This is a genomic window from Ruegeria sp. AK4, assembly GCF_056541025.1.
The window spans coordinates 42,094-68,543 of sequence record NZ_JBQFXS010000004.1 but is presented as its reverse complement, the minus strand read 5'-3'; the positions used below and the strand labels follow the sequence as shown (position 1 = coordinate 68,543).

Below are 26,450 nucleotides of genomic sequence, written 5' to 3'. Positions count from 1 at the left end.
CTGCTTTGCGTGTTTGACGGTACAGCCACAGGCACAGAACCGACGCGGCGATGAGGCTGGCCACGGCCATCTCAGATCGCCTCGCGCCGTTCCAGCCTGCTTTGCACGATCCCGGCCAGTTGCGCTGCCTCAGCGGTGATCGGGGTGCCCTGCGCCCGCGACACCGCAAGCTTTCGGGCAGCTTCGGCCAGAACGGTATCGTCGGCCTCGCGCGCGACGCCGCGCAGGAACTGGGCGGCGTAATCCAGCGTCCGGGGATCGTTGGGGCCGGCCAGCACATCCGCGATATGGGCCATATCGTCCTGATAGGCCATGGGGTCCGGGCGGATCACCTCGTCCCGGACGGCATGAAGATCGCCGGGGCGTCGATCCTCGGGCAGAAGTTCCAGGATGGATTTCTGAAAATACGACATTGATTTTAGTGGTTTGGGCAAGAAACCATCGGCCCCGGCCCGTCGCGCATCCGCTTTGGCGCAATCATCACCGGACATGCCCAGAATGACGCTGATCCGGGGCGAGGCCTGGGTCAGTTCCGCAATCAGGTCCGCGCCTGATCCATCCGGCAGGCCCATATCCACCAGAATGACCGACGGGCGGTAAATCTGCAGATGGCGTCGGGCCGATTTCAGGCAGTCGGCGCGCCGAATTCTGGCGCCGCTGTGCAGACACATAAGGCGGATCACGTCGCAGGCATACCGGCTGTCTTCGACAACCAGAATGGTTTGGCCCAACAGGGGCCGCGTTGCGGTGGGCGTGGCGATAGTGGTGGCGAAAGGGCCCGAATCGTCCATGGCAGATCTCCTATCCAGCAGATGCCTTACGCTAGGAACTTCTGGCTAACACAGGGTTAACGGGCGATTTGGCGCACTTGTCCTTTGCCGGGTCTGCCCCCATAACCCATGCAACAAAAGGACAGAGGAGAACATCATGATCGGTCGTCTTAACCATGTTGCCATCGCCGTGCCGGACCTGGAGGCCGCGTCTGAACAGTATCGCAGCGCGCTGGGTGCCACGGTGGGCGCGCCGCAGGATGAGCCCGATCATGGCGTGACCGTTGTGTTCATCGAACTGCCCAACACTAAAATCGAACTGCTCTACCCCCTTGGCGACGACAGCCCGATCAACGGGTTTCTGGAAAAGAACCCTGCAGGCGGCATTCACCATGTCTGTTACGAGGTCGAGGATATCATCGCCGCCCGCGACCACCTGAAGGAAACCGGCGCGCGTGTGCTGGGCTCGGGCGAGCCCAAGATTGGCGCGCATGGCAAGCCCGTTCTGTTCCTGCATCCCAAGGACTTCAACGGCTGCCTTGTGGAACTTGAGCAGGTTTAAACCCCCTAACCCCGGAGAGTCCGACATGACGATCACCGCCGCATTGGTCCTGTTCGCTGTCATCTGGTTCATGACCTTGCTTGTGGTGCTGCCCATTCGCATCAAAACCCAGGGCGATCTGGGCGAGATCGTGCCGGGCACCCATGCGGGCGCGCCGGAAGTGCATCACATGAAGAAAAAGCTGTGGATCACCACCGGCATTTCGGTGGTGCTGTGGGCCATTATCGCGGGAATCATCCTGTCGGGCGTGATCTCGGTGCGCGATTTCGACTGGCTGAACCAGTTGGAGCCGCGCTAGGCGCTGTCAGGTCCTGCTGCCAGACAGGCTGTGGAAGATATGGGTGAATGTGGCGGCTCCGATAATCGGGATCACCAGATTCACCAGCGGCACCGACAGCGGGATGGCCATCAGCGTTCCGGCAATCCAGATGGTCGTCGAATGCTTTGCCCGCAACTTCCGAGCCCCATCGCGGCCCAAGCGGCGCATGGCGGCCAGCGTGAAATATTCGCGCCCCAGCAGGAACCCGTTCATGGCCCAGAAGATGAACGGCGCAAACGGGGTGAAGATCGCGTAAAGGATCAGCGCCAGCAGGTTTGCCACGATCAGAACGCCCAGAAAGCCCAACCCATCGTGCACTGCCTCGGAAACGGGAATGCGACGGGCGGGGGGCAGGGTTGAATAATGCTTGTCTTCGACCGCTTGCGCGACCTCGTCCAGAAAGATCGAGGTGATGGCGGAGGCGACAGGCACCATCAGGAACACCGGCAACACGAGCACCAGAAAGATGCCCGAATAGTTCAGCACGTCGTTCAGCCACGGGACAACGCCCACGAACGGCAGCGAGATTTCATTGCCCGACAGCGTGTTGATGAACCAGATTGCCCCCGCGCAGGCGACCACCAACAGCAGGATTGTCAGGCCGACACCGCGCAGCAGAACGGCGCGGAACTTGGGGTCTCCGATCTGTCCCAACGCGGCGAAAAAGGCATTGAGGATGATCATTCAGACACCCATGTCGTCAACGCCGCGACATCCGGGCGGGGGCGCTCGGGCGGGGCGGTGCCTTCGGTGGCGATGTGGATCAGGCCCGCAACGCGTTCATGTTCGGCCAGACCGAATGCCTTTTGGCAGAAATCCCGGTCATGCGTTTGCCATCCCGTCAGCCAGTTCGCCCCCCAACCGGCGGCCAAAGCCGCGTTCAGAAGGGCCAGACAGACCGCGCCAGCAGAATAGGTCTGTTCGATGGCAGGAACCTTTTCGCTGGGTTTTTGCACCTCGATCACCGCGACGGCCAGATGCCCCATGTCGAACTGGCTGCGGGCTTTGGCGATATCCTCGGGGGTTTTGCCCAGGGCGGTGCCGCATTCCTCGGTCAGTTGCGCGAGGCGCGGCATGGCCCCCTTTTCCAGCACGACAAAGCGCCAGGGCTCCAGCTTGCCATGATCGGGGCTGCGCGCGGCGGCTGTGAGCAAGGGCCGCAATTCAGCCCGCGTCGGGGCCGGAGCGATCAGCGTCTTGGCCGGGCGGGACCGGCGCGACTGTAGAAATTCCAGAGCGGCCGGGTTTTTCAGGGACATATGTTAACTTCCTTTACATGAGCAGTCTGTAAGTTGGTCAGCATGGCCCCCGATTCAAGGGCTAACTGTCGATTTGCCCAGTTCATTTTCATTCCGCGACCGGTCATGCAAGGGTGTCGAAACAAGCGGGGGGGGGATATGGCCCGATCCAGACCGCGAAACCTGCCGGACCTGCGCAATCTGGCAACACCGGGGGCCGAGGTTCCGGTCAGGGTGACGCCGAAAGCGGCGCAGGATCAGGCGACGTTTGAAGCTGGGCAGATACATATCCGGGTCACAGCGCCGCCGGAAAATGGCAAGGCCAACAGAGCCGTTCGCACCATTCTTGCGCAGTGCATGGGCGTCGCCCCATCCACGCTGTCCCTGAAACGGGGGCAGACCAGCCGCGACAAGGTTTTTGTCTATGACCCTTAGTCCTGCGTTTCCCGCAACTGATACACACCCTCGGGCAGGTCCAGCGCGGCGGCCAGATCGCGCACCTGTTCGGGCGAGAGGGTGATTTTCTGCACCTGATCCGTCCGCGGGTCCAGTTGTTCCAGCGTAACGCATTCGGCGAAGTTGTTGATGACCACATCCTCCTGCAAAGGCTTCTCGCCTTCGTCGATCAGAGTAATGACGGTCGAGTCGAATTCATGCTCAATCGAAAACATGTGGGCAGAGTGCCGGTGGACGCCGCGCAATGCAACCCGTTGGCGACCGATCAGGCGTGGCCCCGCCGGGGCGACCGCGCTATGGTGGTTGGGCGGTATGACTGACCGGAAAGGGTCCTGATGACACGTGCGATCTTCTTGGCAGTCCTATTGCTGCTGGCGGCCTGCGATTCGGACGTCTTACGCGTTCTGCCCGCCGAGGATTGGGAGGCGCGTTCGGCGGATACTCAGGTCACGACCGAGACGTTTCGAGAGGTCAGCCGCGCCATCGGGGCCGAGGCCCGGACCCAATGTTTGCGTCAGGCACCATCGGGGAATTGCGACTTCCGGATACTGGTAGACCTGAACCGGCGCGCGCCTGCCAACGCCTTTCAGACATTGGATGAAAACGACCAACCGGCCATCATATTCACCCGCTCCATGATAAGCTCGGCGCAGAATGCGGATGAACTGGCATTTGTCATGGGGCACGAGGCGGCGCATCACATCCTGGATCACATCGAACGGCAATCCAGAAACGCAAGCGAAAGCGCTGCCCGGTTCGGTGATCTCGCCCGATTGCACGGGGCTGATGCCGCCGGGGTGGAAGAGGCGCAGAAACTTGGCGCGCAGGTCGGCGCGCAGATATATTCTCAGGATTTTGAGCTTGAGGCCGACCAGTTGGGAACCATCATCACCTACAAGGCGGGCTATAACCCGCTGGTCGGGGCAAAGTTCTTTGCCTGCATTCCCGACCCCGGCGACCGGTTCCTCAGCTCGCACCCGCCCAATGCCGAGCGTGTTCAGATCGTTTTGGAAACAGCGGCGCAGTTGGGGCTGACGGAATGACCACTCTGACGCGGCTGGGCGTTATTCTGACGGATCGCGGATCGAAATACGCGGTGTCGGGGGCGCAGGTCACGACCCGGGCCGAGATTGACGCGGTTCTGAGCGACCTGAAATCGGACAAAAGCTATGCCAAGGCCACGCATAACACATGGGCCGCGACCCTGCCGACTGGTGCTCTGAAAGCGGATGACGGGGAAAGCGGTGCCAGTATGGTGATTCTGCGGATGATGGAGCGGGAGGGGTTAGAGAATCACGTGATCATCGTAACCCGCTGGTATGGCGGTAAAAAGCTAGGCGGGGACCGATTTCGGCGCGTTCAGGACGCGACCCGCGCTTATCTGGATCGGATCGGCACCGCGAATTGACCTGAGTCAAAGGACGTCGCGCACAATGTCTTTACCCTGAACGCAACGCGAGACAGGGAAGGATGCCAAATGCCCAGCCAGAACAATTTGCGACTGCACGCTGGATTGGTTGACGACATGGCCAGCATGCTGGACGTCGATCTGGAAGAATCCGCGATCGGAGGCAAGGTCAGTATCGACCAGATCTCGGACGCGGTTTTGCGGTGCACCGAGTGCCCGAACCCCGGCCATTGCGAGCAAATCCTGGCGCAGACCGCCAAACTGCAGCAGGCGCCGGAATATTGCCGGAACCGCGAGTTGCTGCACAAGCTGATGCCATAAGGGGTCTGCCATCATGCCGCATCTGGGGGACGTCATGGCACATATCCGCCTTGTCTTGCGGATGGGGCAGGCGACCGGCGCGGATATCGTCGCGGCGCACCGCGCGGGCCATCTGAGCCAGCAGGAATGGGCCGGGATGATCCGGTCCTGTCAGGGATGTGCCTGGGCCAGCCAATGCCCCGAGTGGCTGGATGAACACGAAACCGCTTTTGACGCGCCGGAAAACTGCCCCAACCGGGCCCGGTTCGCGGCGCTGAAAGCCGCAGGATAGCGAGGCCGTCGATGCCAAAGGATGATCTTGGAGACATCGAAAAACACTTCTGGCTGACCCGGTCCGTCGCCCGCTGCATGGGCGTGTCGCTGACCGAAGCGATGGCCGAAAAGCGGCTTGCCCCCGAAGACTACGCCGAAATGGTCACCAAATGCCGGGCGTCGCACTGCAGCGGACAGTGTGAGATGTGGCTGGCAACGCAGCAAACCATGGCCGGCTCCGCGCCTGAATTCTGCGCCAATGCAAACCTGCTGAACGCGTTGAAGTAACCGCTAAAGCTTGGAATGCGTCCCGTCGCACAGCGGCGATTTTGACGAATGTTTGCAGCCGCAAAAGAACACTTTCTTGCTGGCATCCGCAGTGTATTTCACCGGCTCCAGCCCGGTACCCTTATGTGATCCGTCGCAAAAGGGCTGTTTGCCGGATTTGCCACAGGCACACCAGAAATAGGTCTTTCCCTCGGTCACCTCGACCGGGAAAGGAGAGGTTTGGGCAATGATCGGCGTGTCGGACATGTGGCGTCTCCGTCTTTGGCTGATGTCTGCGAACCAGTGTAGAGCGCCGCGCTGAAAAGGGTAGCCGGTGCCGTGCATCCGGCCACGGTAAATGCGGATTCGAGCGTGGTTCCGCCTTAGGTCACGGATTCGTGATTGACTCTGTTGCCAGACTGACCAGCAGGTCTTATCCTGAGACCGGCCCCGAAAAGCTGGGCAATATCAGAAAATTAATAGAGGATTGACGGACATGAAACTGAAATTCGCTGCCGTTGGCGCATTTGCTCTGATCCTGACTGCCTGCGCGCAGCAGGAAGAACCGACCCCTGTCTACGTTCAGCCCAGCTATGACAAGGCCGGCAATGCAAGCTGCCCGGGCGGGTATGAACTGGCCACGACCGAGGCTGGCCAGACCGTTTGTAACCCGGTCACTCAATAAACCATTTCGCGGGCGGTCCAGACTGTGGGCCGCCTGCCTGTTTTGGAAAGTAAAGCCGCCCGTGGGGCGATTTTTGCTTGCCTGATCACGGCGGGGGTATGATCGTTCATACGCAACGACACTCACCCATACCCAAGGCCGATGCAGTACTTTTTCACCCGTCTCAAGGACCGAACCCGCTGGAGCTGGCAGGGCCTGCGCGCAACCTGGCGGGATGAGTATTCGTTTCGTGCATGGGGGTGGGCCAACCTCGTGTCGGTGGTGTTGGTCTGCTGGCTGCCCGTCGGGTCAGCCGAGCGCGCCCTGATCATTGTGCTCGGGCTTCTGGTGCTGGTGGCCGAGCTGTTCAACACCGCGATCGAGCGTGCGGTGGACTTTACCTCGACCGATCAACACCCTCTGGCCGGTCAGGCCAAGGATGCCGCAAGCGCTGCGGTCGCCCTGGTGGCCGTTGCCGCTGGTGTTGCCTGGGTGTTGGCGCTGGTGGGGCTGGCCTGATTGGTCAGTATCTTCTGAAATGGTACTTCTTCTTGATCACAAGCGACCTGCGCCCGTGGCGTCTGGTTGACTTATGTGGATAGCGTCCGAATTTGTGCCGTTTCAGCCCGGAACGATGGTATTTCTTGACTGGCTTTCTGGGATGAACCACGTGCTTTTTCGAAGAATGCTTGGTCTTGGGCACAAAGTAATGGCGTTTTACCGGGTGCTGACTGCGCAGTTTGATGCCCACATCTGTGCCGCCCACGATGATGATGGCTGTGGTTTTCTTGCCGACATGATGGGCAACAGCTGCCGAGTCGGGAAGTGACGCAGCCAGCACAGACAGCGCGCATATCGAAGCGATCGGAAATCTGCGGAACATGACACCCTCCGTGTGGTTTCATGTCCAATATCGGTGCGGGGCACGGCGCTTACCAATAAACTCGGGTCACGCTTTTCTCAGACCGCTTGTTCAGGCCAGCTTGCCCCACAGGTCGTATTCCCCAGCCTCGTCCACCTCGACCGAGACGATGTCTCCGGGTTTGAGATGCGTGAAACCCTCGTCTATGAACAGGTTGCCGTCGATCTCTGGCGCATCGGACTTGGTGCGGCAGGTGGCGGCTTCGTCATCGACCTCATCCACGATGACGTCGATTGCTTTACCGACCTTGGCCTGAAGTTTGGCCTCGGATATCGCCTGCGCTTTTGCCATGAACCGATCCCAGCGGTCCTGTTTGACCTCGGCGGGCACGTGACCCGGCAGGTCGTTCGACCGTGCGCCATCGACGTTTTCGTATTGAAAGCAGCCGACGCGATCCAGTTGCGCCTCGTCCATCCAATCCAGCAGGGTCTGGAACTCGGCCTCGGTCTCGCCGGGGTAGCCCACGATGAAGGTCGAGCGCAGGGTGATGTCTGGGCAAACTTCACGCCATGCGTGGATTTCATCCAGCGTTTTGGCCGCCGCCGCAGGGCGCGCCATGCGTTTCAGGACGTCCGGGTGCGCGTGTTGGAAGGGAATATCCAGATAGGGTAACACGTTACAGCCCGCATCCGCCATTAGCGGGATCAACTCGCGCACATGCGGGTAGGGATAGACGTAATGCAGCCGCACCCAGGCGTCGAGTTGCCCCAATTCGCGCGCCAGATCGGTGATGTGGCTGCGCACTACACGGTCTTTCCACGGGTTCACATCGTATTTGCGATCCAGCCCATAGGCCGAGGTATCCTGCGAGATCACCAGCAATTCGCGCACGCCATTATCGACCAGCTTCTCGGCCTCGCGCAGGACCGCGTGTGCCGGGCGGCTGGCCAGTTTGCCACGCATGTCGGGAATGATGCAGAACCGGCACTTGTGGTTACAGCCCTCAGAGATTTTCAAATAGCTGTAATGGCGCGGGGTCAGTTTCACGCCGCTGGCGGGCAGCAGGTCGACAAACGGGTCTGGATCGGGCGGCACAGCCACATGAACCGCATCCAGAACCTGCTCGTATTGATGTGGCCCGGTGACGGCCATGATGCGCGGGTGATGTTCGCGGATATAGTCCGGCTCGGCCCCTAAACACCCGGTCACGATAACCTTGCCGTTTTCGACCAAAGCCTCGCCAATCGCGTCCAGCGACTCGGCCTTGGCGCTGTCAAGGAACCCACAGGTGTTCACGATCACGGCATCCGCCCCCGAATAATCGGGCGAAATACCGTATCCTTCGGCACGCAGGCGGGTCAGAATGCGCTCACTATCGACCAACGCCTTGGGACAGCCCAGCGAGACCATGCCGATGGTCGGCTGGTTGGGGCGGGCCGTGTCGGAAATCCGGGCGGCGGGCGCCAGGTCGGGGCGGAGGTTCGGCGGGTTCGTTGTCATGGCGCGGCATATAGTGGGGAAAGCTTCCCCTTGCAAATGCGGCGCGCGGTTTGAATGATTAAATCAAACAAGCCAAAAGGCGGAGAGCAGAAAATGAAATGGCTTTTGCGCATCCTGTTTATTCTTGTGGCCGTGTTCGGGCTGGTCGTCGGGGCGCTGCTTCTGATGCCGGGCGACAAGCTGGCCGCTATCCTGACCGAGCAGGTGCGCGCGGAGACGGGCCGAGACCTGACCCTTTCAGGCGATGTCAAAATTTCCTTCTGGCCTGTCCTTGGGATGGAGACCGGCCCCGTGACATTCGGCAATGCCGAATGGGCCGGACCGGAACCGATGCTGAGCGCCGACAGCCTTGCCGTTGGTGTGGATGCCGCCGCCTTGCTGTCGGGCGATCTTAGGATCAAACGCGTGTTTGCCGAGAAACCGCTGCTGCGGCTGGAATTGTCGCAAGGGCGCGGCAATTGGGAGCTTCGCGTTCCTGCCACCACCACGAACACCACCGCATCTGCCAGCGCGGGCAGTACCGCAACGTCCGACTCCCGTCCGGTGACATTAGACCGGTTGGAACTGACCGACGCGCGGCTCATCTATATTGAAAACGGCGTGACCCAGATGGATTTCGCCGGGGTCAACCTGTCGGCCAGTTGGCCGGATGTGACCGCGCCGATGGTGATGGCGGCCAACATGGCCGTGCCCGGCGGTACTGTACAGGTCGACCTGAAACTGCCGGACCTGCCCGCGTTTTCGTCTGGCGTGGTCACGCCGTTGGACCTGAAACTGAAAGCGCCCGGAGGAGAGATCGGATTTGACGGGCGCGTCAACCTTGCCGGTGAGATGGACGGCAAGACGCAGGTCGTCGCCCGAAACACCGAAATGATGCTGGCCGCCTTTGGTCAGGCCGGGGTTGGTGTTCCGCTGGGGCTGGGGCGCGTTGCCGACATCTCGGGCCAGATGACATACACCAAGGATGGCCGCGTCTCGCTGCGGGATATGGTGGCCAAGCTGGATCACAACCGTTTTGCGGGTGAGGCCGATATCGTGATCTCGGACCCGCCGCATATCACGGCCCGTCTGGACGCAGGGGACCTCGATTTGTCCCGGTTTGCCGAACCCGCCACAAGTTCAGGTGGGGGGGCCGGTGGCGCATCCTCGGCACCCAACGGATGGTCGACCGACCTTATCGATGCATCCGCGCTTGCCCTGGCAAATGGCAACATCCGACTGACGGCCAAGTCAATCGCCGTGCCCGATCTGACGCTTGGCCCCAGCAACCTGACGCTGAGCCTCGACCGGTCGCGCGCGGTTCTTGAAATGAAGCCTGCCACCCTGTTTTCCGGCAAACTCACCGGACAGGTCGTGGCCAACAATCGCAACGGTCTGTCCGTTGGCGGCAACTTTCAGGCCAGCGGCATCAGTATTCAGCAGGCCCTGTCGGTGCTTGCGGACGTCGAGCGCCTGTCCGGTACCGGATCGGGCAGCTTCGAGTTCCTCGGGGTCGGACAGACCGAGCAGCAGATCATGAACTCTCTCAGCGGCAAGGGGCGTCTGGATGTAGGCAAGGGCGTGATCGCGGGATTTGATCTGGACCGTTTGATGGGGCAGGGCGGGGGCTCGGGCGGGACGACCGTGTTCAACAGCCTGACGGGCAGTTTCACCATCGACAAAGGCGTTCTGACCAATAACGACCTGCTGATGCTGCTGAACAATTTCCGGGCAGATGGCAAAGGAACCGTGGGTCTGGGCGCCCGCAACATCGATTACCTGTTCACCCCGGTTGCCCTGCGCGCCAATTCCGGCAAGGGCATTTCGGTGCCCGTGCGCATCGTCGGCCCGTGGAGCAACCCGTCGCTCCGACCGGACCTGACCAAGGTCATCGAGGCCGCCGCCGAGGGCAAGATCAAAGAGCTTGAAGGCGACGCCAAGCAAAAGGTTCTGGAAAAGGTCGGGAACGAGTTGGACACCACGGTCACAGATACCGGCCAGATCGAAGACGCCCTCAAAAAGAAGCTTGAGGATGAGGCCAAGAAAGGCCTGCTGAAACTGTTTGGTGCCGACTGAGCGGCACCGAACAGCTTTGATGATCAGATGGTCTGGTCGTAATCCCCGACACCGGGCTCGGTGCGGATGACGGAGTCAATGTCGGCGAAAATCGCGCGCATTTCGGCTTCACTCTTGCTGCTTTCGCAGACGACCACCAGATTGGGCGTGTTTGACGAGGCGCGCACCAGACCCCAACTGCCATTGTCCAGAATGACCCGCGCGCCGTTGACGGTGACGACCTCTTTGATGGTCCGGCCCGCAAAGGGCTCGCCTGCGTCGCTTTTGGCAACCAGCTTGTCGACGAGCCGGTTCAGGATGTCGTATTTCTCGGTATCGGCGGCATAGGGCGACATGGTGGGCGTGGACCATGTCTTGGGCAGCGCCTTGCGCAGGTCCGACATGCTTTTGTCGGGGTTGCGGTCCATCAGTTTGCAGATCTCGACCGCAACGCGCATGCCGCAGTCATATCCGCGCCCAATCGGCTCGGCCAGAAAGTAGTGGCCCGACTTTTCAAACCCGGCCAGAGCGCCGATTTCCTTGACCCGCCGTTTCATGTGGCTGTGGCCGGTTTTCCAGTAATCGGCCTTGATGTCATGCGCCTGCAACTCGGGGTCGCTGGCGAACAGGCCGGTGGATTTTACATCCGCGACAAAGGTCGCGCCCGGATGCAGCCGTGCCAGGTCGCGCGCCATGATGACGCCGACCTTGTCGGCAAAAATCTCCTCCCCCTCATCATCGACAACGCCGCAGCGGTCGCCGTCGCCGTCAAACCCAAGCGCCAGATCGGCACCGCTGGATTTCACCGTGTCTGCCATGTCGTGCAGCATCTCCATGGCCTCGGGGTTGGGGTTGTAGTTCGGGAAGGTGTAATCGAGCCGGTTGTGGCTGGGCACGACCTCAACCCCGATCCGTTCGAAAATTTCGGGCGCAAAGGCCGAGGCGGTGCCGTTGCCCGTGGCGCAGACAACCTTGAGCGGGCGGGACATTTTGAATTCGCCGGCCAGATCGTCGATATACGCCTCTTTCACACCCTCGACGAATTCATACGCGCCTCCGGGGCGGGCAATGCCCTGGCCGTTCAGGACGATATCGCGCAGTTCCGACATCTCATCCGGACCGTGGGTCAGCGGGCGGTCAAAGCCCATTTTCACCCCGGTCCAGCCGTTCGGGTTGTGGCTGGCCGTCACCATCGCCACCGCAGGCACATCCAGATGGAATTGCGCGAAATAAGCCATGGGACTAAGCGCAGGGCCGATATCCTTGACCTGAACCCCTGCCTGCATCAGACCGAGTATCAGCGCGTTCTTGATCGCCAGCGAATAGTCGCGATAGTCGTTGCCCACCGCAATCACCGGGGCTATCCCGCGCTTGTGCATCTGGGTGCCAAGCCCCAGTCCAAGGGCGGTCATGCCGGGCAGGTTGATCTCATCGGGGTATTTCCAGCGGGCATCGTATTCGCGGAACCCGGTGGGTTTGATCATCGCGTCGCGCAGAAAGCTCCAGGTGTTGGGGGTCACCTCAGGCAAAGGTTTGGTCATAACTGGTCTCAATCGTTAAATTTGAATCGGGTTGGCTTTGGCCAGCGCATCAAAGCGCATCAAGGTGTCAATCAACTGGCCCATCTGATCCAGCGGGATCATGTTCGGCCCGTCCGAAGGCGCGGTGTCCGGGTCCTGATGGGTTTCGATGAAAACAGCGCCGACCCCCAAAGACACCGCAGCGCGCGCCATCACCGGCGCAAATTCACGCTGCCCGCCCGAGGAGCCGCCTTTGCCGCCGGGCTGCTGCACAGAATGGGTCGCGTCCATCACAACCGGATAGCCGGTCTGCGCCATCTGCGGCAGCCCGCGCATGTCGGCCACCAGCGTGTTGTAGCCAAAAGACGTTCCCCGCTCAGTCAGCAGGATGTTCTGGTTGCCGGTGCTTTCGATTTTCGTGACGATATTCGGCATTTCCCACGGGGCGAGGAACTGGCCCTTTTTGACGTTCACCGCCTTGCCGGTGTTCCCGGCGGCCAGCAGCATGTCGGTCTGGCGGCACAGGAATGCGGGGATTTGCAGAACATCCACAGCCTCAGCCGCGATGGCGCACTGGGCTTCGGTATGCACATCGGTCAATACCGGGATACCCATCGTTTTGCGGATACCGTCCAACACCTGCAGCCCCGCATCGATCCCCATCCCGCGTTTGCCAGACAGCGAGGTGCGGTTGGCCTTGTCGTACGACGCCTTGAACACATATTGCGCGCCGGCGGCATCGCAGGCCTCTTTCATAGTGCCCGCGATCATCTGGGCGTGATCCGAGGTTTCAAGCTGGCAGGGGCCGGCGATGAGGGTCAGCGGAAGGTCATTGCCGACCGTAAGGTCGGAGATTTTTACATGTTTCATGTGTCTTACGAGGATACCTGTTCACGAAGGACCGACGCGGTAAGCGAGATCATCAGGTAGATACCAGCAAACAACAGGAAAGCCAAAATCGTATTTTCGAACTTGCGCGGATAGGTCGGTTCCTGACTGGGCACCGGGTTGACCGAGACGGTCAGATAGCGCACCTGCCGGTTGGCTTCGGTCCGCGTGGCCTCCATTTGCTGCATGGCCGTTTGCAGCATCATGTCGCGGGCCACCAGATCGGCCTGCGCCATCTGTATCCGCACGCTCAGCCGCGCCAGCGAGTTTTCGCCTGCCGAGGCATCCAGCATCTCGGCATTCAGTTCCGCCAGCACCTTTTCAAGCCGCGCGATATCGGCGCTGACGCCGTCGACCTTGGCCTTGTTGGGGCGCAGGTTGTCGTTCAGGGCGGCCAGTTCCAGTTCTTTGTCCTGCAACAGGATCTCGATTTCATTGATACGGGCTCGCAGGCCTGCGATCACGTTTTCAGGGTCCAGAACCGCGCCTTGCAGTTGCAGTTCGATCAAATCCTCCTGCGCCTGCCTGCGCGCGCCCTGCGCGTCTTCAAAGCTTTGCAGCGCATCGCGCATCTGGTCTGATCGCTTTTTTTCGGACAGGGCATTCACGCGGTCTTCGGCATAGGAAATCAGGCGCTCGGAAAACGCGGTTGAGGTCTGCGCGTCGGGGGCGGCGACCTCCATCCGGATGACCCCTTCGGTCGGGTCGTAGCCGATGGTGATCATGCGTTTGAACAGCTTATAGGCGTCCTCCAGCGTTGCATCCGGGGCCAGCCGTTGGATCGGGTCGATCCAGTCCTGTTTGAACACCTCGGAAAACCCGGCGTCCTGATCCAGCAGCAAAAGCGCCTCTTTGGATTCGAGGAAGGACTGCACGGAAATGGAATCCTGCGTCGTTGCGAATTGGGTTCCGGCCAGAAGGCCCCCAATGCTGCCGGGGCCGCCATCCGCCTGCAGGATCAGAAACTCGGAATCGCTGGCGTACATCGGCGTTGCGATGCGGTAGAAATAGAAACCGACGACAAAGGTCGGCAGCACCACAAAAGCGGCCAGACGCGCGAACAGCGCAAACAGCTTGCGGCGACGGCGCTTGGCGATGTCTTTTTGAATCTGACCGATTTCCAGATTGCGGCGCTCTGCCGGGCTCATCTCGGGCCCCGGCAGGTTTTTTGACTCGTCCCGCACCGTTTGCGGCAGTTGGATCTTCACCTTGTCTTTGGCGGCGGCATCCTCGGGCTTTTTTTGCGCCGCCAGATCAAGCAGATTGGTCCGTTCAAACGGATCGATGCCCTGTTTGCGCAACAGACGCACCGCATCATAATCCGAGGTCGCCGCCAACCCGTGTTTCTGCGCCAGCCGCCGGGCGACACGCAACTGGCGGCCTGTCAGGCCCTCGCGCTTGATCTCATCCAACTCGGTTCCAACTTGCGGCTCATTCGCTGCAGAAGGCCCCTGCGTCGCGTTGCGGATGCGCGCCATCGCCTCGGACCGCGCTTCGGCGCCGCCGTCGGCCTGCGCCTTGCGCCGCCAGTTGTATTTCTTAACCTTGGGTTTCGTAGTCATATAACTGTTTTGCCTCTTCCAAGGTTTCGAACATGTAAAGCTGCCCGTCCAGTAGAACCGCCGCCTGCTGCGCAAATTTTTCAAGCGTCGCGGGGCTGTGGGACACGATCACCAGCGTCGTGGTCCGCAGCCTTTCCTGCAGGATCGAGCCCGCTTTCTTGTTAAACTCGACATCGGTTGTCGAGGGCATGCCCTCGTCAATCAGGTACATGTCGAAATCCAGCGCCAGCATCAGCGAAAAGGTGAACCGGGCCCGCATGCCCGACGAATAGGTCGCCAGCGGCTGGTTGAAATACTCGCCCAGACCGCACAGCCAGTTGCAATACGCCTCGACATAATCGGGGTCCATGCCGTAGATTTTGGCGATGTAGCGCGCGTTTTCCAGCGCTGACATCTTGTTGGACACGCCGCCGGTAAACCCCATCGGGAACGAGACCCGGCAGTCGCGCCGGATGACCCCTTCGTCGGGTTTCTCAAGCCCCGCCATCATGTTGATCAGCGTGGTTTTTCCGGTGCCGTTGGGGGCCAGCACACCCAGCGATTTGCCAAGCTCGATCCGGAACGAGACCTGGTCCAGGATCACCTTGCGGCGCGTCCCGGTCCAGAAGGACTTGCTGACATTCTCGAACTCAAGCATTCACGGCCTGCTGCTCATTTTCTTATCGCTCTTATGGATCGGCGATGAAGCGTTAACCTTACCGGCCCATATTGGCCACATTATGTCGAATTTTGAAACAAATGATCAATGTGCTCTGCCTATGTTGACTATGCGCAAGCCGGGTCAGGAGTTGGACGCCGCCGCCATAGCGCTTATCTGTTTCAGGTACCATGCATCGACCCTAGTTCAGAGAATCTTGCGATCAGATGAATTCTTTGGCCCGTGAAATCAGCAATTGCCGGTTATGCGCCGACCGGTTTGCCGAAACCGCCACGGCCCATCAGCCCCGGCCTGTCGTGTGGTTTCGACCGGGCACGCCGATCCTGATTGCCGGTCAGGCCCCCGGCGCGCGGGTGCACGAGTCGGGTCGGCCCTTTACCGACCCGTCCGGCGATCGTCTGCGTGACTGGCTGGGCATTGATGAGGCTGTTTTCTACGACCGCGGGCGTGTCTCCATCGTGCCGATGGCCTTTTGCTTTCCGGGCTATGACGCGCGCAATGCCGATCTGCCGCCGCCCGCCATCTGCCGAAAGACCTGGCATGATCGGGTGATGCAGCATTTGGGGAAGGTGCCCCTCACGGTGTTGGTGGGCGGGCATGCGCACAAGTATCACCTGCGCGCGCGCAGCTCTGTCACTGAAACCGTGCGTAACTGGCGAGACCATGCGCCGCGGGTCTTTGCCTTGCCTCATCCATCCTGGCGCAATACGGCATGGCTGAAGAAAAACCCGTGGTTTCAGGCCGACCTGCTGCCGGTCCTGCGCGCCCGGGTACAAGAGGTGCTGAATGACTGAGACCACGGCGCTGGACACAGCCCATGCCGCGATGCAAGCCGCCCCGCAGGACGATGCCGCGCGGCTGAGGTTTTTCGAACGGCTCGCCGACAGCGAACTGTTCCTGATGCTGACGGAAGAGGCGCAGGGCGACAACATCCATCCCGAGCTGTTTGACGTCGCCGACGGGCGCTTTGTACTGGCCTTTGATCGCGAGGATCGATTGGCCCAGTTCGCCGGACGCCCCGTGCCTTATGTCGCGCTGTCCGGGCGGGTGCTGTCGGCAATGCTGGCGGGGCAGGGGATCGGGCTGGGATTGAACCTTGAAACTGCCCCATCCTCGATGCTGATCCCGTCCGAGGCGCTGGGTTGGCTGGCTGAAACCTTGCAGCACGGCCCCGAAGAGGTTCAGGAGAGATTGGCAGAATTCCTGCCGCCTGCGGGCCTTCCCGATACGCTTTTGGCGGCTTTGGATGCCAAACTGGCAACGGCTGGCGGATTGGCGCAGGCTGCTTATCTGGTGGCCACCAAATTACAAGGCGGAGCCGCCGGGCATATGCTGGGTTTTGTCGGGGCCGTCGAAGGCGCGGAGCCCGCGCTGGCCAAAGCCGCGTCCGAGGCGCTGACGTTTTCGGGCGTCGAGGCGGGCGCGATGGATGTCGGCTTCTTCGCACCCGAGGACGCCGCCGCCGCGCTGTTGGCCAAAACCGGCCTGCGGTTCGATCTGCCGCAACCCGAGCCATTAAACCCGGTGCGCGAGGCCCCCGGCTCTGACCCGGACAAACCGCCCGTTCTCAGGTAGACCACGCGGCAACCAACGCGCCGCGTGATCTAGCGAATTATTCTGCCGCCGGTTCCAGCTTGTCCTGCGTGCGGGTCTCAAAATCACTGGCGTCGTGACGTTCGTGCAATTGTGTATGGGGCTCGCCAAAGGCACGGTTGACCATACGGCCACGCTGCACAGCCGGGCGTTCGTCGATCGCCTTGGCCCACCGCATGACGTTCTTGTAGGAGCCCACGTCAAGGAATTCAGCCGCGCTGTAGAGCCGGCCCAGAACCAGTTGGCCGTACCAGGGCCAGATCGCCATATCGGCAATGGTATAGTCTTCGCCCGCGATGTAGGTCTTGTCGGCCAGTTCGCGATCCAGAACGTCCAGCTGGCGCTTGGCTTCCATCGCAAAGCGGTTGATCGGATATTCCCACTTCTCGGGCGCATAGGCATAGAAATGGCCGAAGCCGCCGCCAAGATACGGTGCGCTGCCCATCTGCCAGAACACCCAGTTCATGACCTCGGCGCGCTCGGGGCCGGATTTCGGCAGGAGGGCGTCAAACTTCTCGGCCAGATGGAACAGGATCGAGGCGCTTTCGAACACACGCACCGGGTTCTCGCCGGACCGGTCCCATAGGGCGGGGATTTTGGAGTTCGGGTTGGCTCCGACAAAGCCCGAGCTGAACTGGTCGCCTTCGCCGATGTTGATCAGCCAGGCGTTGTATTCGGCACCTTCATGACCCAGCGCCAGCAGTTCCTCAAGCATGACGGTCACTTTGACGCCATTGGGGGTGGCCAGTGAATAAAGCTGCAGAGGGTGGTGCCCTACAGGAAGGTCCTTGTCATGGGTCGCCCCGGCAATGGGCCGGTTGATATTTGCGAACCGCCCGCCGCTTTCGCTGTCCCATGTCCAAACGGCCGGGGGGGTGTAAGTGGATTGATCGCTCATTTGTTGCCTTTCTTGCGACTGCCGGGGCCGCGAGCCCGACCATGTTAGAGCTAATGCCCAAAAAAGCCAGAGTCCAACCCATCAATCGGGCCGGGTCTGTAATAAACCGCTCACAAAATACCCGTCCCGGTCACAGCGGCGCGAGGGGGACTACGCAGCAGAAAGGAATCGCCTATTGTCATGACAGTCATGCCGGAACGGCACCTCGAAACTAGTAAAAGGAATGACCCCATGAAACGCTTTGCCCTGTCTTTTGCGACGGCACTGGTTCTGGCAGTCCCGGCATTTGCCGGCCCGCAATATGTCGACGGCACCGGCTTTGCCGTGTCCGGCTATGATGTTGTCGCCTATCGCGATCTGGATCAGGTTGCAGTTGGCCAGACACAGCCGCAAGGTGTGCGCGGTAAAGCCGACATAACCGCAGAATACAACGGTGCCACCTGGGCGTTTGCCACGGAAGAAAACCGCGACAAATTCCTGGAAAACCCCGCTTTCTACGCGCCGCAGTATGATGGCCATTGTGCCTATGGTGTGTCCAAGGGCGGCAAGGTTCCGGCCAACCCGAACCTGTGGCGGATCGTCGATGACAAGCTGTATCTGAACATCACCGACGTCGTGGTCGGCTTTTGGGAGGAAGACGTTCCCGGCAACATCAACCTGGCCGAAGGCAACTGGCCGGGCATTGAAGGCGGGGCAGCCTCGACCAATGTCATTCCCAAGTTTACCTCGGAAGGTCCCGTGACAAACTAAGACGCGGGTAACCGTCCCTAGCCCGGCTCTCCCCCCGAAAGAGCCGGGCACTTTCGTGGCCGATCACGCGCTCAGCCAGAATTCGTCTCGGGTTTCCTGATCGGCCTCGAACCTGATCCGCACGCTTTTGGCGCCGGGGAACTTTCGTTCGCAGATTGTATCGGGCACCACGACTTCACCGGACCCGGAATCCCTGGACTGGAAACTCAGAACTTCGGTTTCGATGTTGCGTGTGCCCGACAGCACCGAGGTCGGCAACGCCACGCGGTTTGCACCCCGGCAGACCGGAGTGGTCACGAAATACGTCAGATGGCGGCCAAAGCACCCCACCGCGTCCGGCACATGGTCCGAAGCGTTATCGGCCTGATCTTTCGAACCAGCCCCGTTTGCCTCGGGGCTATGCGCCAAGGCCCGGTCCGCGCCCAGCATGGCCTTGCAGGTGGCAATGTCATCCTGCGGCAATTCGATGATGCGTTTCTTCAGACGGGGCCGCCGCGGCATCCGTGCCACCGACCCGGCCGCGCCTTTCACCGTCAGGCCTTGCTTGCGCAGAAAATCATAGGCCGCCTTGGCGCGTGAGAAATTCGCACAATTCCCGCTGGTATGATCAGGATGTGCGTGAAAGGCGATCTGCCGCCAGGCATCCCTGATGTCATCGGCACTGGCATTGGGCTCTAACCCGAGGTCCGCCAATGCATCACGTCGCGCCCTGATCTTATCGACAGGCTCCATAACCAACTCACTCATTAAACAACACATGTTCACAATGTCGAATGTCAGCGCTTTGTCAAATTCCGCCCGAAATTGAAGCAGTTACAGAAAACAATGGGGCGGCGGGACCGGGATTGTGTGTCGCACCGACGGGCTTAGGGTCGCGGGCGCGTGCGTTTTGATCTTTGTGGAACACAAAAAACACCCGGACCGCAGGGCGATCCGGGCAAGTACAGGGAAGTGGAGGGCTCAGGCGACGTTCTGCAAGTCGGCCTTGGGTGTGATTCCCAGCGCGAAACAGACGTCGCGGGTCAGTTCCGGGCGGTTCAGCGTGTAGAAATGCAGCTTGTCCACACCGCCTTCGATCAGGTCCGAACACAGTTCGGTGCAGATCGCGGTTGCAAGCAGATCTTCGCGGTCGTCGCGCACTGCCTTTGCGAACGCATCTTCAAGCCAGGTCGGGACAAGCGCGCCGCAGCGCTTGGCGAAGCTGCGGGTGCCCTTCCAGTTCTCGATGGGCAGGATGCCGGGTACAATCGGCTTGTCGATCCCAGCCTTGGCGCAGGCATCGCGGAAGCGGAAGAAGGTCTCGGCCTCGAAGAAAAACTGGGTCAGCGCCTCATCCGCGCCCGCATCCAGCTTGGCCTTGAGCCAGTCGACATCCGCCGCCGTGTCGCGGGCTTCGGGGTGTTTCTCGGGGTAGGCACCGACCCGGATGTTGAACTTGCCGGTCTCGGCCAGCGCGGAAATCAGTTCGATCGAGTTTGCAAACCCCTCGGGGTGCGGCACGAACCGGTCCTGACCGCTTGGCGGGTCGCCGCGCAGGGCGACGATGTCCTGAACGCCCGCTTTCGCGAAGGTGTCAGCGATCTCGAGCGTTTCCTGACGCGAGGCATCAACGCAGGTCAGATGTGCCGCAACCGGCAGTCCGGAAGATTTGTGCAGGGTCGCAACCGCATCGCGGGTCAGTTCCCGTGTCGTCCCGCCGGCACCGTATGTGACCGAGACAAAACGCGGATCCAGCGGGGCGAGTGTCTGAACCGTGTCCCACAGGCGGAATGAGGCCTCCAGCGTCTTGGGCGGGAAGAACTCGAAAGAGATATCAGGTCTGATCATCATAGCCTCACTGCATGTGCCTGAGCCCTTGTGCCATGACATGCAATGTGAGACAAACTCATATTCCTCAAGAACAACATGAGCCTGATGAAAGATGCATATTGAGTTTCGCCACCTGCGGACAATCAAGGCGATCTACGAATGCGGGGGGCTGGCGCGTGCGGCCGATCAGCTGAACATCACCCAATCCGCGCTGAGCCATCAGATCAAAGGGTTAGAAGATCAGGCCGGGGTCGAACTGTTCCTGCGCCGGTCAAAGCCGATGAAGCTGTCGGCTGCGGGCCTGCGCCTGCTGCGTCTGGCGGAACAGATTCTGCCGCAGGTCGAAGCCGCGCAGCAGGAGTTTTCCTCGCTCCGCGACGGGCGCACCGGCAGGATGCATATCGCCATCGAATGCCATGCCTGTTTCGAATGGCTGTTTCCGGTGCTTGAATCTTTTCGGAAATCCTGGGGCGATGTGGATGTCGATATTCGCCCCGGACTGGCGTTTGACGCGCTGCCCGCCCTGCAGAAGGAAGAGGTTGATCTGGTGGTCTCCTCCGACCCCGAAGACCTGCCCGGTGTCGAGTTTGTGGAACTGTTCGACTATAACGCCGTCTTCGTTGCGGCCTCCGCCCACCCGCTGGCTGAAAAGGAGTTCATCGAGGCCGAAGACTTTCGCGGTCAGACCCTGATCACCTATCCGGTCGAACGCACCCGGCTGGATGTGTTCAGCCAGTTGCTGATCCCGGCACGGGTCGAGCCAGCCTCGATCAGGCAGGTGGAGCTGACCGCCGTGATCCTGTTGCTGGTGGCATCCAACCGGGGGGTTTCGGTGCTGCCCGACTGGGTGGTGCGCGAGGTCAAATACAACTCGGACTACGTGACGCGACCCCTGACCAAAGACGGCATCACACGCCGTCTCTACGCCGCTGTCCGGGCCGAGGATCTGGAAAAACCCTTTGTGCAGGAACTGGTGAAACTGGCCCGGGACGAGGCCCGCAAGCTGCAGGCCCAGTAACGGCATTTGCAGAAGGGCGGCTATGCAAATCATTCCTCTTGGCAAGGACGCATTGCCCCAGTATACGCGCGGTTTGACCGGACAGGAGCCTTTGGACAATGGTTGGCAGTGCAAACCTCAACATCATGATCAAGGCCGCGCGTAAAGCGGGGCGTTCTTTGGTCAAGGATTTTCGTGAAGTCGAGAACCTGCAGGTGTCGATGAAAGGCGCGGGCGATTTTGTCTCAAAGGCAGATATCGCGGCCGAGAACATTCTGAAGGAAGAACTGCTGGGTGCCCGTCCGACCTATGGCTGGCTGGGCGAAGAAGGCGGTGGTCAGGACGGCGAAGACCCGACGCGCCGCTGGATCGTCGATCCGCTGGACGGCACCACAAACTTTCTGCACGGGCTGCCGCACTGGGCTGTGTCGATCGCGCTTGAACACAAAGGCAAGATCGTCGCCGGTGTGATTTACGACGCCGCCAAGGACGAGATGTTCTTTGCCGAAAAAGGCGAGGGCGCGTGGATGAACGACACCCGCATCCGCGTCTCGGGCCGTCATCGCATGATCGAGTCGATCTTTTCCACTGGCCTGCCCTTTGGTGGCCGGTCCGACCTGCCTGCCACGCTGCAGGATCTGGCGCGTCTGATGCCGACTTGCGCTGGCGTCCGGCGCTGGGGCGCCGCGGCGCTGGACATGGCTTACGTCGCCGCGGGCCGCTATGAAGGCTTCTGGGAACGCCGCCTGAATGCCTGGGACGTGGCCGCCGGGATCATCATTGTCAAAGAAGCGGGCGGTTTTGTTCAGTCGCTGAACCCCGAAGGCAGCGTTCTGGAAGACGGTGAGGTCATCTGCGCCAACGAGCCGATCTTTGACACGTTCGCCAAGGTGATCCGGGGCTAAACCACCGGCCGGCTATCTGCGCGGCACCCGGGGGATACGGGACCGGGACAGCCGGTATTTGGCCTCGGGGTGCGGCGGATGGCCATGCGTTCGGTTCCAGAACTGCGTGCCCCCGCGTTTCAGCCATAGCGGCACGCACAGAATCAGACCGACGATGAACCCTCCGGTGTGCGCCCAATAGGCCACGCCACCCTGGTCCGGGTTGCTGGCCAGGCTGCCCATGAACTGCATCGCCAGCCAGACCCCCAGCATGACGAATGCGGGGATCGAGAAGACGCGGAAATAGACGATCAGGATCAGCAGGATATCCACCTGCGCCTTCGGGAAGAGCAAAAGATACCCGCCCATGACGCCCGCGATGGCCCCGGACGCGCCGATTGTCGGCACAACCGAATCCGGTGCAGTGACCACATGGATAAGACCGGCCCCGACCCCGGCGACGAGGTAAAAGAGCAGGAAGGGCAGATGGCCCATCTCATCTTCGAGGTTGTCGCCGAAAATCCACAGGAACAGCATGTTCCCGGCCAGATGCATCCATCCGCCGTGCAGGAACATCGAGGTCACGAAGGTCTCGAACGCGACGCCGTCACTGATGCGGGCCGGGATGATCGCATAGTCAAAAAACAGCCGGTTGATCAGCGGCCCGTCATTCATGATCCCGACATAGCTGAGAAAGATCAGTATGTTCGCGGCCATCAGCGCATAAACGACATAAGGTGTCCGCCCCGAGGGGTTATGATCGCGAATAGGAAACATGGCGCGACGCTGGGCTTTTCCCCGCCCAGCGTCAAGGGCCGGTTACGCCGCACCTCCCAGAAGGGCCGCATTGCCGCCTGCGGCAGTGGTATCGACGCACACATGGCGTTCGCCCAGAACCCGGGCGCGGTCGGGTTCGCCCGGGATCAGCGGCAGGATGGGGCCATTCCGGCGGGACAGATGCGCCTCGATCTGACGGGCGGTTTCTTCATCCCCCCACCAGAGAACCCCCGAGATGCCGGTCAGGTTCTCCAACCGGTGCAGGTCCGCCATCCCGGTCATTTCAATAGCCGTGCCACCCAGTGCCAGAACCGCCTCGGCCTGTGCCCGCGCGGCAGTTTCGCCCGGACCCATGCACAGAAGCGGCGGGCGCGGGAATTCGGTCAGCCGGTTCGATTCACCGGTCGGGCCGGGCAATAGCTGCGAGGTTGCCGGGGCCGGTTGGCCCTGCAGCGCCGGGATGTCTGCCGTGGCCTCCCATGTCTCGTCCGTGGTCTGACGATCCGGCGCGCAAAACCGGGCCATGTAGCTCGGACCGCCGGCTTTGGGGCCGGTGCCCGAAAGACCCTCGCCTCCGAAAGGTTGCGAGCCGACGATGGCACCGATCTGGTTGCGGTTCACATAGATATTGCCCGCGTGGATCGCCTCGGTCACGTGCTGCACACGGTCGTCGATCCTTGTGTGCAGGCCAAAAGTCAGGCCGTAGCCGGTTGCGTTGATATCGGCGATGACCTGGTCGATCTCTTGCGACTGGAAGCGGGCCACATGCAGGACGGGCCCGAATATCTCGCGCTCCAGCGCGGCGATGCCGGGGATTTCGATCAGGGTCGGGGCAATGAAGGTGCCCTCGGGCGGGGTGCCGAGGTCTTTGAGCACGCGCCCTTCGGCCCGGGCATTTGCGACGTGATCCGCAATCCCTTGCCGCGCCTGTTTGTCGATCACCGGCCCGCAATCGGTCGAGATCAGCCACGGGTTGCCCACCAGCAGCGCATCCATCGCGCCTTGTAGCATGGTCAACACGTCTTCGGCGATATCCTCTTGCAGGTACAGGCAGCGCAGGGCGGAACAGCGCTGACCGGCGGATTGGAACGCGCTTTCGATGATGGACTGAACGGCTTGTTCGGGCAGGGCGGTGCTGTCGACGATCATCGCGTTAAGCCCGCCGGTTTCGGCGATCAGCGGCGTGCCCGGGCGCATATGGTCCGCCATCGCCGCCCGGATTTTCAGCGCGGTCGCGGTAGAGCCGGTGAAGGCCACCCCGTTTACCCGATCGTCCGAGGTCAGGGCTGCCCCCACCGCCGGTCCGCCCGGCAGCAATTGCAGCGCATCGCGCGGCACGCCGGCTTCGTGCAGCAACTGAACCGCCCGGTGCGCGATCAGAGGGGTCTGTGGCGCGGGCTTGGCCAGAACCGCATTGCCAGTGGCAAGGGCCGCTGAAATCTGGCCGGTGAAGATCGCCAGCGGAAAGTTCCACGGACTGATGCAGGTGAACAGCCCGGCGGGTTCGGCATCGGGAATATTGGCCGCGTAGTAGCGCAGGAAATCCACCGCTTCGCGCAGTTCGGCCACAGCGTCCGGCAGGGATTTACCGGCCTCGCGCGCCAGCAGGGCAAAAAGCTCGCCATAATGCGCCTCGTACAGATCGGCGGCGGCGTTCAGGATACGGGCGCGCTCGTCGGCGGGCGCTTGCCACGGGCTGGCCGTCGCCAAAGCCAGTTCGACATCCGCAGCGCTGGCCGGTGCGACCGCGCCCGGCCTGTCCTGCGGTTGCGCCGGGTTGATAACGGGCTCATCCGCCTCCGGCTGGGCCGTGTCCGACAACAATGGCTGCGCGTACCAGTGTTGCGCCCGAAACGGATCCCGTGCGCCGTCGATCCGGTCGAGCGTCGGCGTATGTTTCAGATCAAACCCGACGGAGTTCGGGCGTTCGGGCTGGAACAGTTCCGGCCCGGTCGTCAGAGGGGCAGGGGGCGTCCGAACCGCAACAAAAGGATCGGCAGCGACCTCCTCGGGCGGTACGTTTTCGTCGACGATCTGGTTGACGAAGGATGAATTCGCCCCGTTCTCCAACAGACGGCGGACCAGATAGGCCAGCAGGTCCCGATGCGCGCCGACCGGGGCGTAAATCCGGCAGCGGGTGGTTTGCTTGTCCATCACGATCTGGTGCAAAGTCTCGCCCATGCCATGCAGGCGCTGGAACTCAAACGGCTGATCCTCGGCCATATGCAGAATGGCGCTGACCGTGTGGGCGTTATGGGTGGCGAATTGCGGATAGATGCGGTCGGTCATGCCAAGCAGCTTGCGGGCATTGGCGATATAGGACACATCCGTCGCCGCCTTGTGGGTGAAGACCGGGAAGCCATCGACCCCTTCGACCTGCGCGCGCTTGATCTCGGTATCCCAATAAGCGCCTTTGACGAGGCGGACCATCAGCTTGCGATCATGGCGCTGGGCCATGTCGTAGAGCGTATCCAGTACCAGCCCGGCGCGCGGGCCATAGGCCTGCACAACGATGCCGAAGCCGTGCCAGCCTGCCAAGGCGGGTTCGGCCATGACCTCTTCGATGACCTGCAGGGACAGCGACAGACGGTCTGCCTCTTCCGCGTCCACATTCAGGCCCATGCCCGCCGCCTTGGCCAGCAGCGCCAGCGCGCGCAGGCGGGGGACCAGTTCGTCCATCACCCGGTCTTCCTGTGCCAGCTCGTAGCGCGGATGCAAGGCCGACAGCTTGACCGAAATCCCCGGATTGGCGCGGATGTCGTCGTGGGTGCAGGCCTCGGCAATGGCGGCAATGGCGCGCGAATAGGACAGGTGGTAGCGGGCGGCGTCGGCCTCGGTCCGGGCGGCCTCGCCCAGCATGTCGTAGGAATAGGTGTAGCCCTTCGCCTCCATCCCGCGGGCGCGGTCCATGGCGGACTGGATGGTTTCGCCCAGAACGAACTGACGGCCCATTTCTTTCATCGCGCGCCCGACAGCGGTGCGGATCACCGGCTCGCCCAGCCGTTTGATTGCCCCGCGCAGCGCGCTGACCGGTGAGGTTTTGCCTTCGTCCAGTACCTTGCCCGTCAACATCAGCGCCCAGGTCGAGGCGTTGACCAGCGAGGACGAGGATTGGCCCAGATGCTTGCCCCAATCGGACGGGGCGATCTTGTCTTCGATCAGCGCGTCGATGGTTTCCGCATCGGGCACCCGCAACAGCGCCTCGGCCAGACACATCAGGGCCACGCCTTCGTCGGTGGACAGGCCGTATTCCGCCAGAAACACCTCCATCATCCCCGGTGAGGTACTGGAGCGGATGTCGCGCACAAGCCCGGCGGCGGCCTCGCAGATGGCGCTGCGGTCCGCATCGGACAGGGCGGATTGGCTGATCAAGGTGCCAAGAATGGCGGCTTGATCCGCATAGGTCTGAGAATCGATCTGGGTGCGCAGGCTGTGGGACATGTCTACTCCGGGGCTTTTTA

At 61.4% G+C, this 26,450-nt stretch carries 32 protein-coding genes; 16 read left to right on the top strand and 16 right to left on the bottom strand.

The window, feature by feature from the left end; all coding sequences use genetic code 11:
* Positions 1-71 precede the first annotated feature (71 nt).
* Positions 72-791 (bottom strand): response regulator, encoded by a 720-nt coding sequence (locus ACR0EZ_RS09360; RefSeq protein WP_480612482.1) that lies wholly within the window; start codon positions 789-791, stop codon positions 72-74.
* A 136-nt stretch (positions 792-927) separates the two neighbouring features.
* Here ACR0EZ_RS09360 and mce point away from each other — a divergent pair, with 136 nt between their 5' ends.
* Positions 928-1,332: a methylmalonyl-CoA epimerase gene (mce, locus tag ACR0EZ_RS09355; protein ID WP_480612481.1), complete on the top strand. Its 405-nt coding sequence runs from the start codon at positions 928-930 to the stop codon at positions 1,330-1,332.
* 25 nt (positions 1,333-1,357) lie between these two features.
* Entirely contained in the window at positions 1,358-1,630 is a 273-nt protein-coding gene (locus ACR0EZ_RS09350; RefSeq protein WP_480612480.1) for a DUF1467 family protein, read from the top strand.
* Between the two features lie 6 nt (positions 1,631-1,636).
* On the opposite strand, the gene ACR0EZ_RS09345 is transcribed toward ACR0EZ_RS09350, so the two are convergent.
* Both ACR0EZ_RS09345 and ACR0EZ_RS09340 read right to left on the bottom strand, forming a co-directional pair.
* Positions 1,637-2,335 carry an EI24 domain-containing protein gene (locus tag ACR0EZ_RS09345; RefSeq protein ID WP_480612479.1) on the bottom strand — a complete coding sequence of 233 codons (699 nt, stop codon included), beginning with the start codon at positions 2,333-2,335 and terminating at the stop codon, positions 1,637-1,639.
* Positions 2,332-2,910 (bottom strand): nitroreductase family protein, encoded by a 579-nt coding sequence (locus tag ACR0EZ_RS09340; protein ID WP_480612478.1) that lies wholly within the window; start codon positions 2,908-2,910, stop codon positions 2,332-2,334. Before ACR0EZ_RS09340 ends, ACR0EZ_RS09345 begins: the two co-directional genes overlap by 4 nt.
* Before the next feature lie 138 nt (positions 2,911-3,048).
* Here ACR0EZ_RS09340 and ACR0EZ_RS09335 point away from each other — a divergent pair, with 138 nt between their 5' ends.
* Positions 3,049-3,324: a DUF167 domain-containing protein gene (locus ACR0EZ_RS09335; protein ID WP_480612477.1), complete on the top strand. Its 276-nt coding sequence runs from the start codon at positions 3,049-3,051 to the stop codon at positions 3,322-3,324.
* On the opposite strand, the gene ACR0EZ_RS09330 is transcribed toward ACR0EZ_RS09335, so the two are convergent.
* Entirely contained in the window at positions 3,321-3,560 is a 240-nt protein-coding gene (locus ACR0EZ_RS09330) for a hypothetical protein (protein ID WP_480612476.1), read from the bottom strand. The two genes, ACR0EZ_RS09335 and ACR0EZ_RS09330, sit on opposite strands and share 4 nt — an antisense overlap.
* A gap of 120 nt (positions 3,561-3,680) precedes the next feature.
* Between ACR0EZ_RS09330 and ACR0EZ_RS09325 the strand changes: the two genes are divergently transcribed.
* From ACR0EZ_RS09325 to ACR0EZ_RS09305, 5 genes are all read left to right on the top strand, one after another.
* Entirely contained in the window at positions 3,681-4,388 is a 708-nt protein-coding gene (locus ACR0EZ_RS09325) for a M48 family metallopeptidase (RefSeq protein ID WP_480612475.1), read from the top strand.
* The gene (locus ACR0EZ_RS09320) at positions 4,385-4,753 is read left to right on the top strand and encodes a YigZ family protein (RefSeq protein WP_480612474.1); all 369 of its coding nucleotides are present in this window, start codon (positions 4,385-4,387) and stop codon (positions 4,751-4,753) included. The genes ACR0EZ_RS09325 and ACR0EZ_RS09320 overlap by 4 nt, the downstream gene beginning before the upstream one ends.
* Before the next feature lie 69 nt (positions 4,754-4,822).
* Positions 4,823-5,074 carry a DUF6455 family protein gene (locus ACR0EZ_RS09315; protein ID WP_480612473.1) on the top strand — a complete coding sequence of 84 codons (252 nt, stop codon included), beginning with the start codon at positions 4,823-4,825 and terminating at the stop codon, positions 5,072-5,074.
* A 13-nt stretch (positions 5,075-5,087) separates the two neighbouring features.
* Positions 5,088-5,345, top strand: a complete 258-nt coding sequence (locus ACR0EZ_RS09310; RefSeq protein ID WP_480612472.1) for a DUF6455 family protein — start codon at positions 5,088-5,090, stop codon at positions 5,343-5,345.
* Positions 5,346-5,356: 11 nt separating this feature from the next.
* Positions 5,357-5,614: a DUF6455 family protein gene (locus ACR0EZ_RS09305; protein ID WP_480612471.1), complete on the top strand. Its 258-nt coding sequence runs from the start codon at positions 5,357-5,359 to the stop codon at positions 5,612-5,614.
* Positions 5,615-5,617: 3 nt separating this feature from the next.
* Here ACR0EZ_RS09305 and ACR0EZ_RS09300 read toward each other — a convergent pair whose 3' ends face one another.
* Entirely contained in the window at positions 5,618-5,860 is a 243-nt protein-coding gene (locus ACR0EZ_RS09300) for a CDGSH iron-sulfur domain-containing protein (RefSeq protein ID WP_480612470.1), read from the bottom strand.
* 229 nt (positions 5,861-6,089) lie between these two features.
* Between ACR0EZ_RS09300 and ACR0EZ_RS09295 the strand changes: the two genes are divergently transcribed.
* Positions 6,090-6,278, top strand: coding sequence for a hypothetical protein (locus tag ACR0EZ_RS09295; RefSeq protein WP_480612469.1), 189 nt, complete (start codon positions 6,090-6,092; stop codon positions 6,276-6,278).
* A 141-nt stretch (positions 6,279-6,419) separates the two neighbouring features.
* Positions 6,420-6,776: a diacylglycerol kinase gene (locus ACR0EZ_RS09290; RefSeq protein WP_480612468.1), complete on the top strand. Its 357-nt coding sequence runs from the start codon at positions 6,420-6,422 to the stop codon at positions 6,774-6,776.
* Positions 6,777-6,780: 4 nt separating this feature from the next.
* Here ACR0EZ_RS09290 and ACR0EZ_RS09285 read toward each other — a convergent pair whose 3' ends face one another.
* Together ACR0EZ_RS09285 and rimO are read right to left on the bottom strand one after the other, a co-directional pair.
* A complete protein-coding gene (locus tag ACR0EZ_RS09285) occupies positions 6,781-7,140 on the bottom strand; it encodes a hypothetical protein (RefSeq protein ID WP_480612467.1) in 360 nt (119 codons plus the stop codon).
* Between the two features lie 90 nt (positions 7,141-7,230).
* Complete coding sequence (rimO, locus tag ACR0EZ_RS09280; protein ID WP_480612466.1) at positions 7,231-8,619, bottom strand: 30S ribosomal protein S12 methylthiotransferase RimO; 1,389 nt, start codon at positions 8,617-8,619, stop codon at positions 7,231-7,233.
* 93 nt (positions 8,620-8,712) lie between these two features.
* Between rimO and ACR0EZ_RS09275 the strand changes: the two genes are divergently transcribed.
* Positions 8,713-10,674, top strand: a complete 1,962-nt coding sequence (locus tag ACR0EZ_RS09275) for an AsmA family protein (protein WP_480612465.1) — start codon at positions 8,713-8,715, stop codon at positions 10,672-10,674.
* A gap of 23 nt (positions 10,675-10,697) precedes the next feature.
* Here ACR0EZ_RS09275 and ACR0EZ_RS09270 read toward each other — a convergent pair whose 3' ends face one another.
* Genes ACR0EZ_RS09270 through ACR0EZ_RS09255 form a run of 4 tightly spaced genes read right to left on the bottom strand, consistent with a single transcriptional unit; the run spans position 10,698 to position 15,260 of the window.
* The gene (locus ACR0EZ_RS09270) at positions 10,698-12,194 is read right to left on the bottom strand and encodes a phosphomannomutase/phosphoglucomutase (protein ID WP_480612464.1); all 1,497 of its coding nucleotides are present in this window, start codon (positions 12,192-12,194) and stop codon (positions 10,698-10,700) included.
* 15 nt (positions 12,195-12,209) lie between these two features.
* Positions 12,210-13,043 (bottom strand): 3-deoxy-8-phosphooctulonate synthase, encoded by an 834-nt coding sequence (gene kdsA, locus ACR0EZ_RS09265; protein ID WP_480612463.1) that lies wholly within the window; start codon positions 13,041-13,043, stop codon positions 12,210-12,212.
* Between the two features lie 5 nt (positions 13,044-13,048).
* A complete protein-coding gene (locus tag ACR0EZ_RS09260) occupies positions 13,049-14,623 on the bottom strand; it encodes a KpsE/RkpR family capsule polysaccharide export protein (protein ID WP_480612462.1) in 1,575 nt (524 codons plus the stop codon).
* A complete protein-coding gene (locus ACR0EZ_RS09255) occupies positions 14,601-15,260 on the bottom strand; it encodes an ABC transporter ATP-binding protein (RefSeq protein WP_480612461.1) in 660 nt (219 codons plus the stop codon). The genes ACR0EZ_RS09260 and ACR0EZ_RS09255 overlap by 23 nt, the downstream gene beginning before the upstream one ends.
* 227 nt (positions 15,261-15,487) lie before the next feature.
* On the opposite strand from ACR0EZ_RS09255, the gene ACR0EZ_RS09250 reads away from it, so the two are divergent.
* Complete coding sequence (locus ACR0EZ_RS09250) at positions 15,488-16,075, top strand: uracil-DNA glycosylase family protein (protein WP_480612460.1); 588 nt, start codon at positions 15,488-15,490, stop codon at positions 16,073-16,075.
* The gene (locus ACR0EZ_RS09245) at positions 16,068-16,856 is read left to right on the top strand and encodes an SseB family protein (protein ID WP_480612459.1); all 789 of its coding nucleotides are present in this window, start codon (positions 16,068-16,070) and stop codon (positions 16,854-16,856) included. Before ACR0EZ_RS09250 ends, ACR0EZ_RS09245 begins: the two co-directional genes overlap by 8 nt.
* A 37-nt stretch (positions 16,857-16,893) precedes the next feature.
* Here ACR0EZ_RS09245 and yghU read toward each other — a convergent pair whose 3' ends face one another.
* Positions 16,894-17,772 (bottom strand): glutathione-dependent disulfide-bond oxidoreductase, encoded by an 879-nt coding sequence (gene yghU, locus ACR0EZ_RS09240; protein ID WP_480612458.1) that lies wholly within the window; start codon positions 17,770-17,772, stop codon positions 16,894-16,896.
* A 231-nt stretch (positions 17,773-18,003) separates the two neighbouring features.
* Between yghU and ACR0EZ_RS09235 the strand changes: the two genes are divergently transcribed.
* On the top strand, positions 18,004-18,522 hold the full coding sequence (locus tag ACR0EZ_RS09235) for a YHS domain-containing (seleno)protein (protein ID WP_480612457.1): 519 nt from the start codon (positions 18,004-18,006) through the stop codon (positions 18,520-18,522).
* 63 nt (positions 18,523-18,585) lie between these two features.
* Here the strand turns inward: ACR0EZ_RS09235 and ACR0EZ_RS09230 are convergent, their stop codons facing one another.
* Positions 18,586-19,269: a J domain-containing protein gene (locus ACR0EZ_RS09230; protein ID WP_480612456.1), complete on the bottom strand. Its 684-nt coding sequence runs from the start codon at positions 19,267-19,269 to the stop codon at positions 18,586-18,588.
* Between the two features lie 213 nt (positions 19,270-19,482).
* Positions 19,483-20,349: a methylenetetrahydrofolate reductase [NAD(P)H] gene (metF, locus tag ACR0EZ_RS09225; protein ID WP_480612455.1), complete on the bottom strand. Its 867-nt coding sequence runs from the start codon at positions 20,347-20,349 to the stop codon at positions 19,483-19,485.
* A 94-nt stretch (positions 20,350-20,443) separates the two neighbouring features.
* Between metF and ACR0EZ_RS09220 the strand changes: the two genes are divergently transcribed.
* Both ACR0EZ_RS09220 and ACR0EZ_RS09215 read left to right on the top strand, forming a co-directional pair.
* Positions 20,444-21,349, top strand: a complete 906-nt coding sequence (locus ACR0EZ_RS09220; protein ID WP_480612454.1) for a LysR family transcriptional regulator — start codon at positions 20,444-20,446, stop codon at positions 21,347-21,349.
* A 98-nt stretch (positions 21,350-21,447) separates the two neighbouring features.
* Complete coding sequence (locus ACR0EZ_RS09215; RefSeq protein ID WP_480612453.1) at positions 21,448-22,233, top strand: inositol monophosphatase family protein; 786 nt, start codon at positions 21,448-21,450, stop codon at positions 22,231-22,233.
* A gap of 12 nt (positions 22,234-22,245) precedes the next feature.
* Here ACR0EZ_RS09215 and ACR0EZ_RS09210 read toward each other — a convergent pair whose 3' ends face one another.
* Together ACR0EZ_RS09210 and putA are read right to left on the bottom strand one after the other, a co-directional pair.
* Positions 22,246-22,989, bottom strand: a complete 744-nt coding sequence (locus ACR0EZ_RS09210; RefSeq protein WP_480612452.1) for a rhomboid family intramembrane serine protease — start codon at positions 22,987-22,989, stop codon at positions 22,246-22,248.
* Positions 22,990-23,031: 42 nt separating this feature from the next.
* On the bottom strand, positions 23,032-26,430 hold the full coding sequence (gene putA, locus ACR0EZ_RS09205; RefSeq protein ID WP_480612451.1) for a bifunctional proline dehydrogenase/L-glutamate gamma-semialdehyde dehydrogenase PutA: 3,399 nt from the start codon (positions 26,428-26,430) through the stop codon (positions 23,032-23,034).
* Positions 26,431-26,450: the final 20 nt, after the last annotated feature.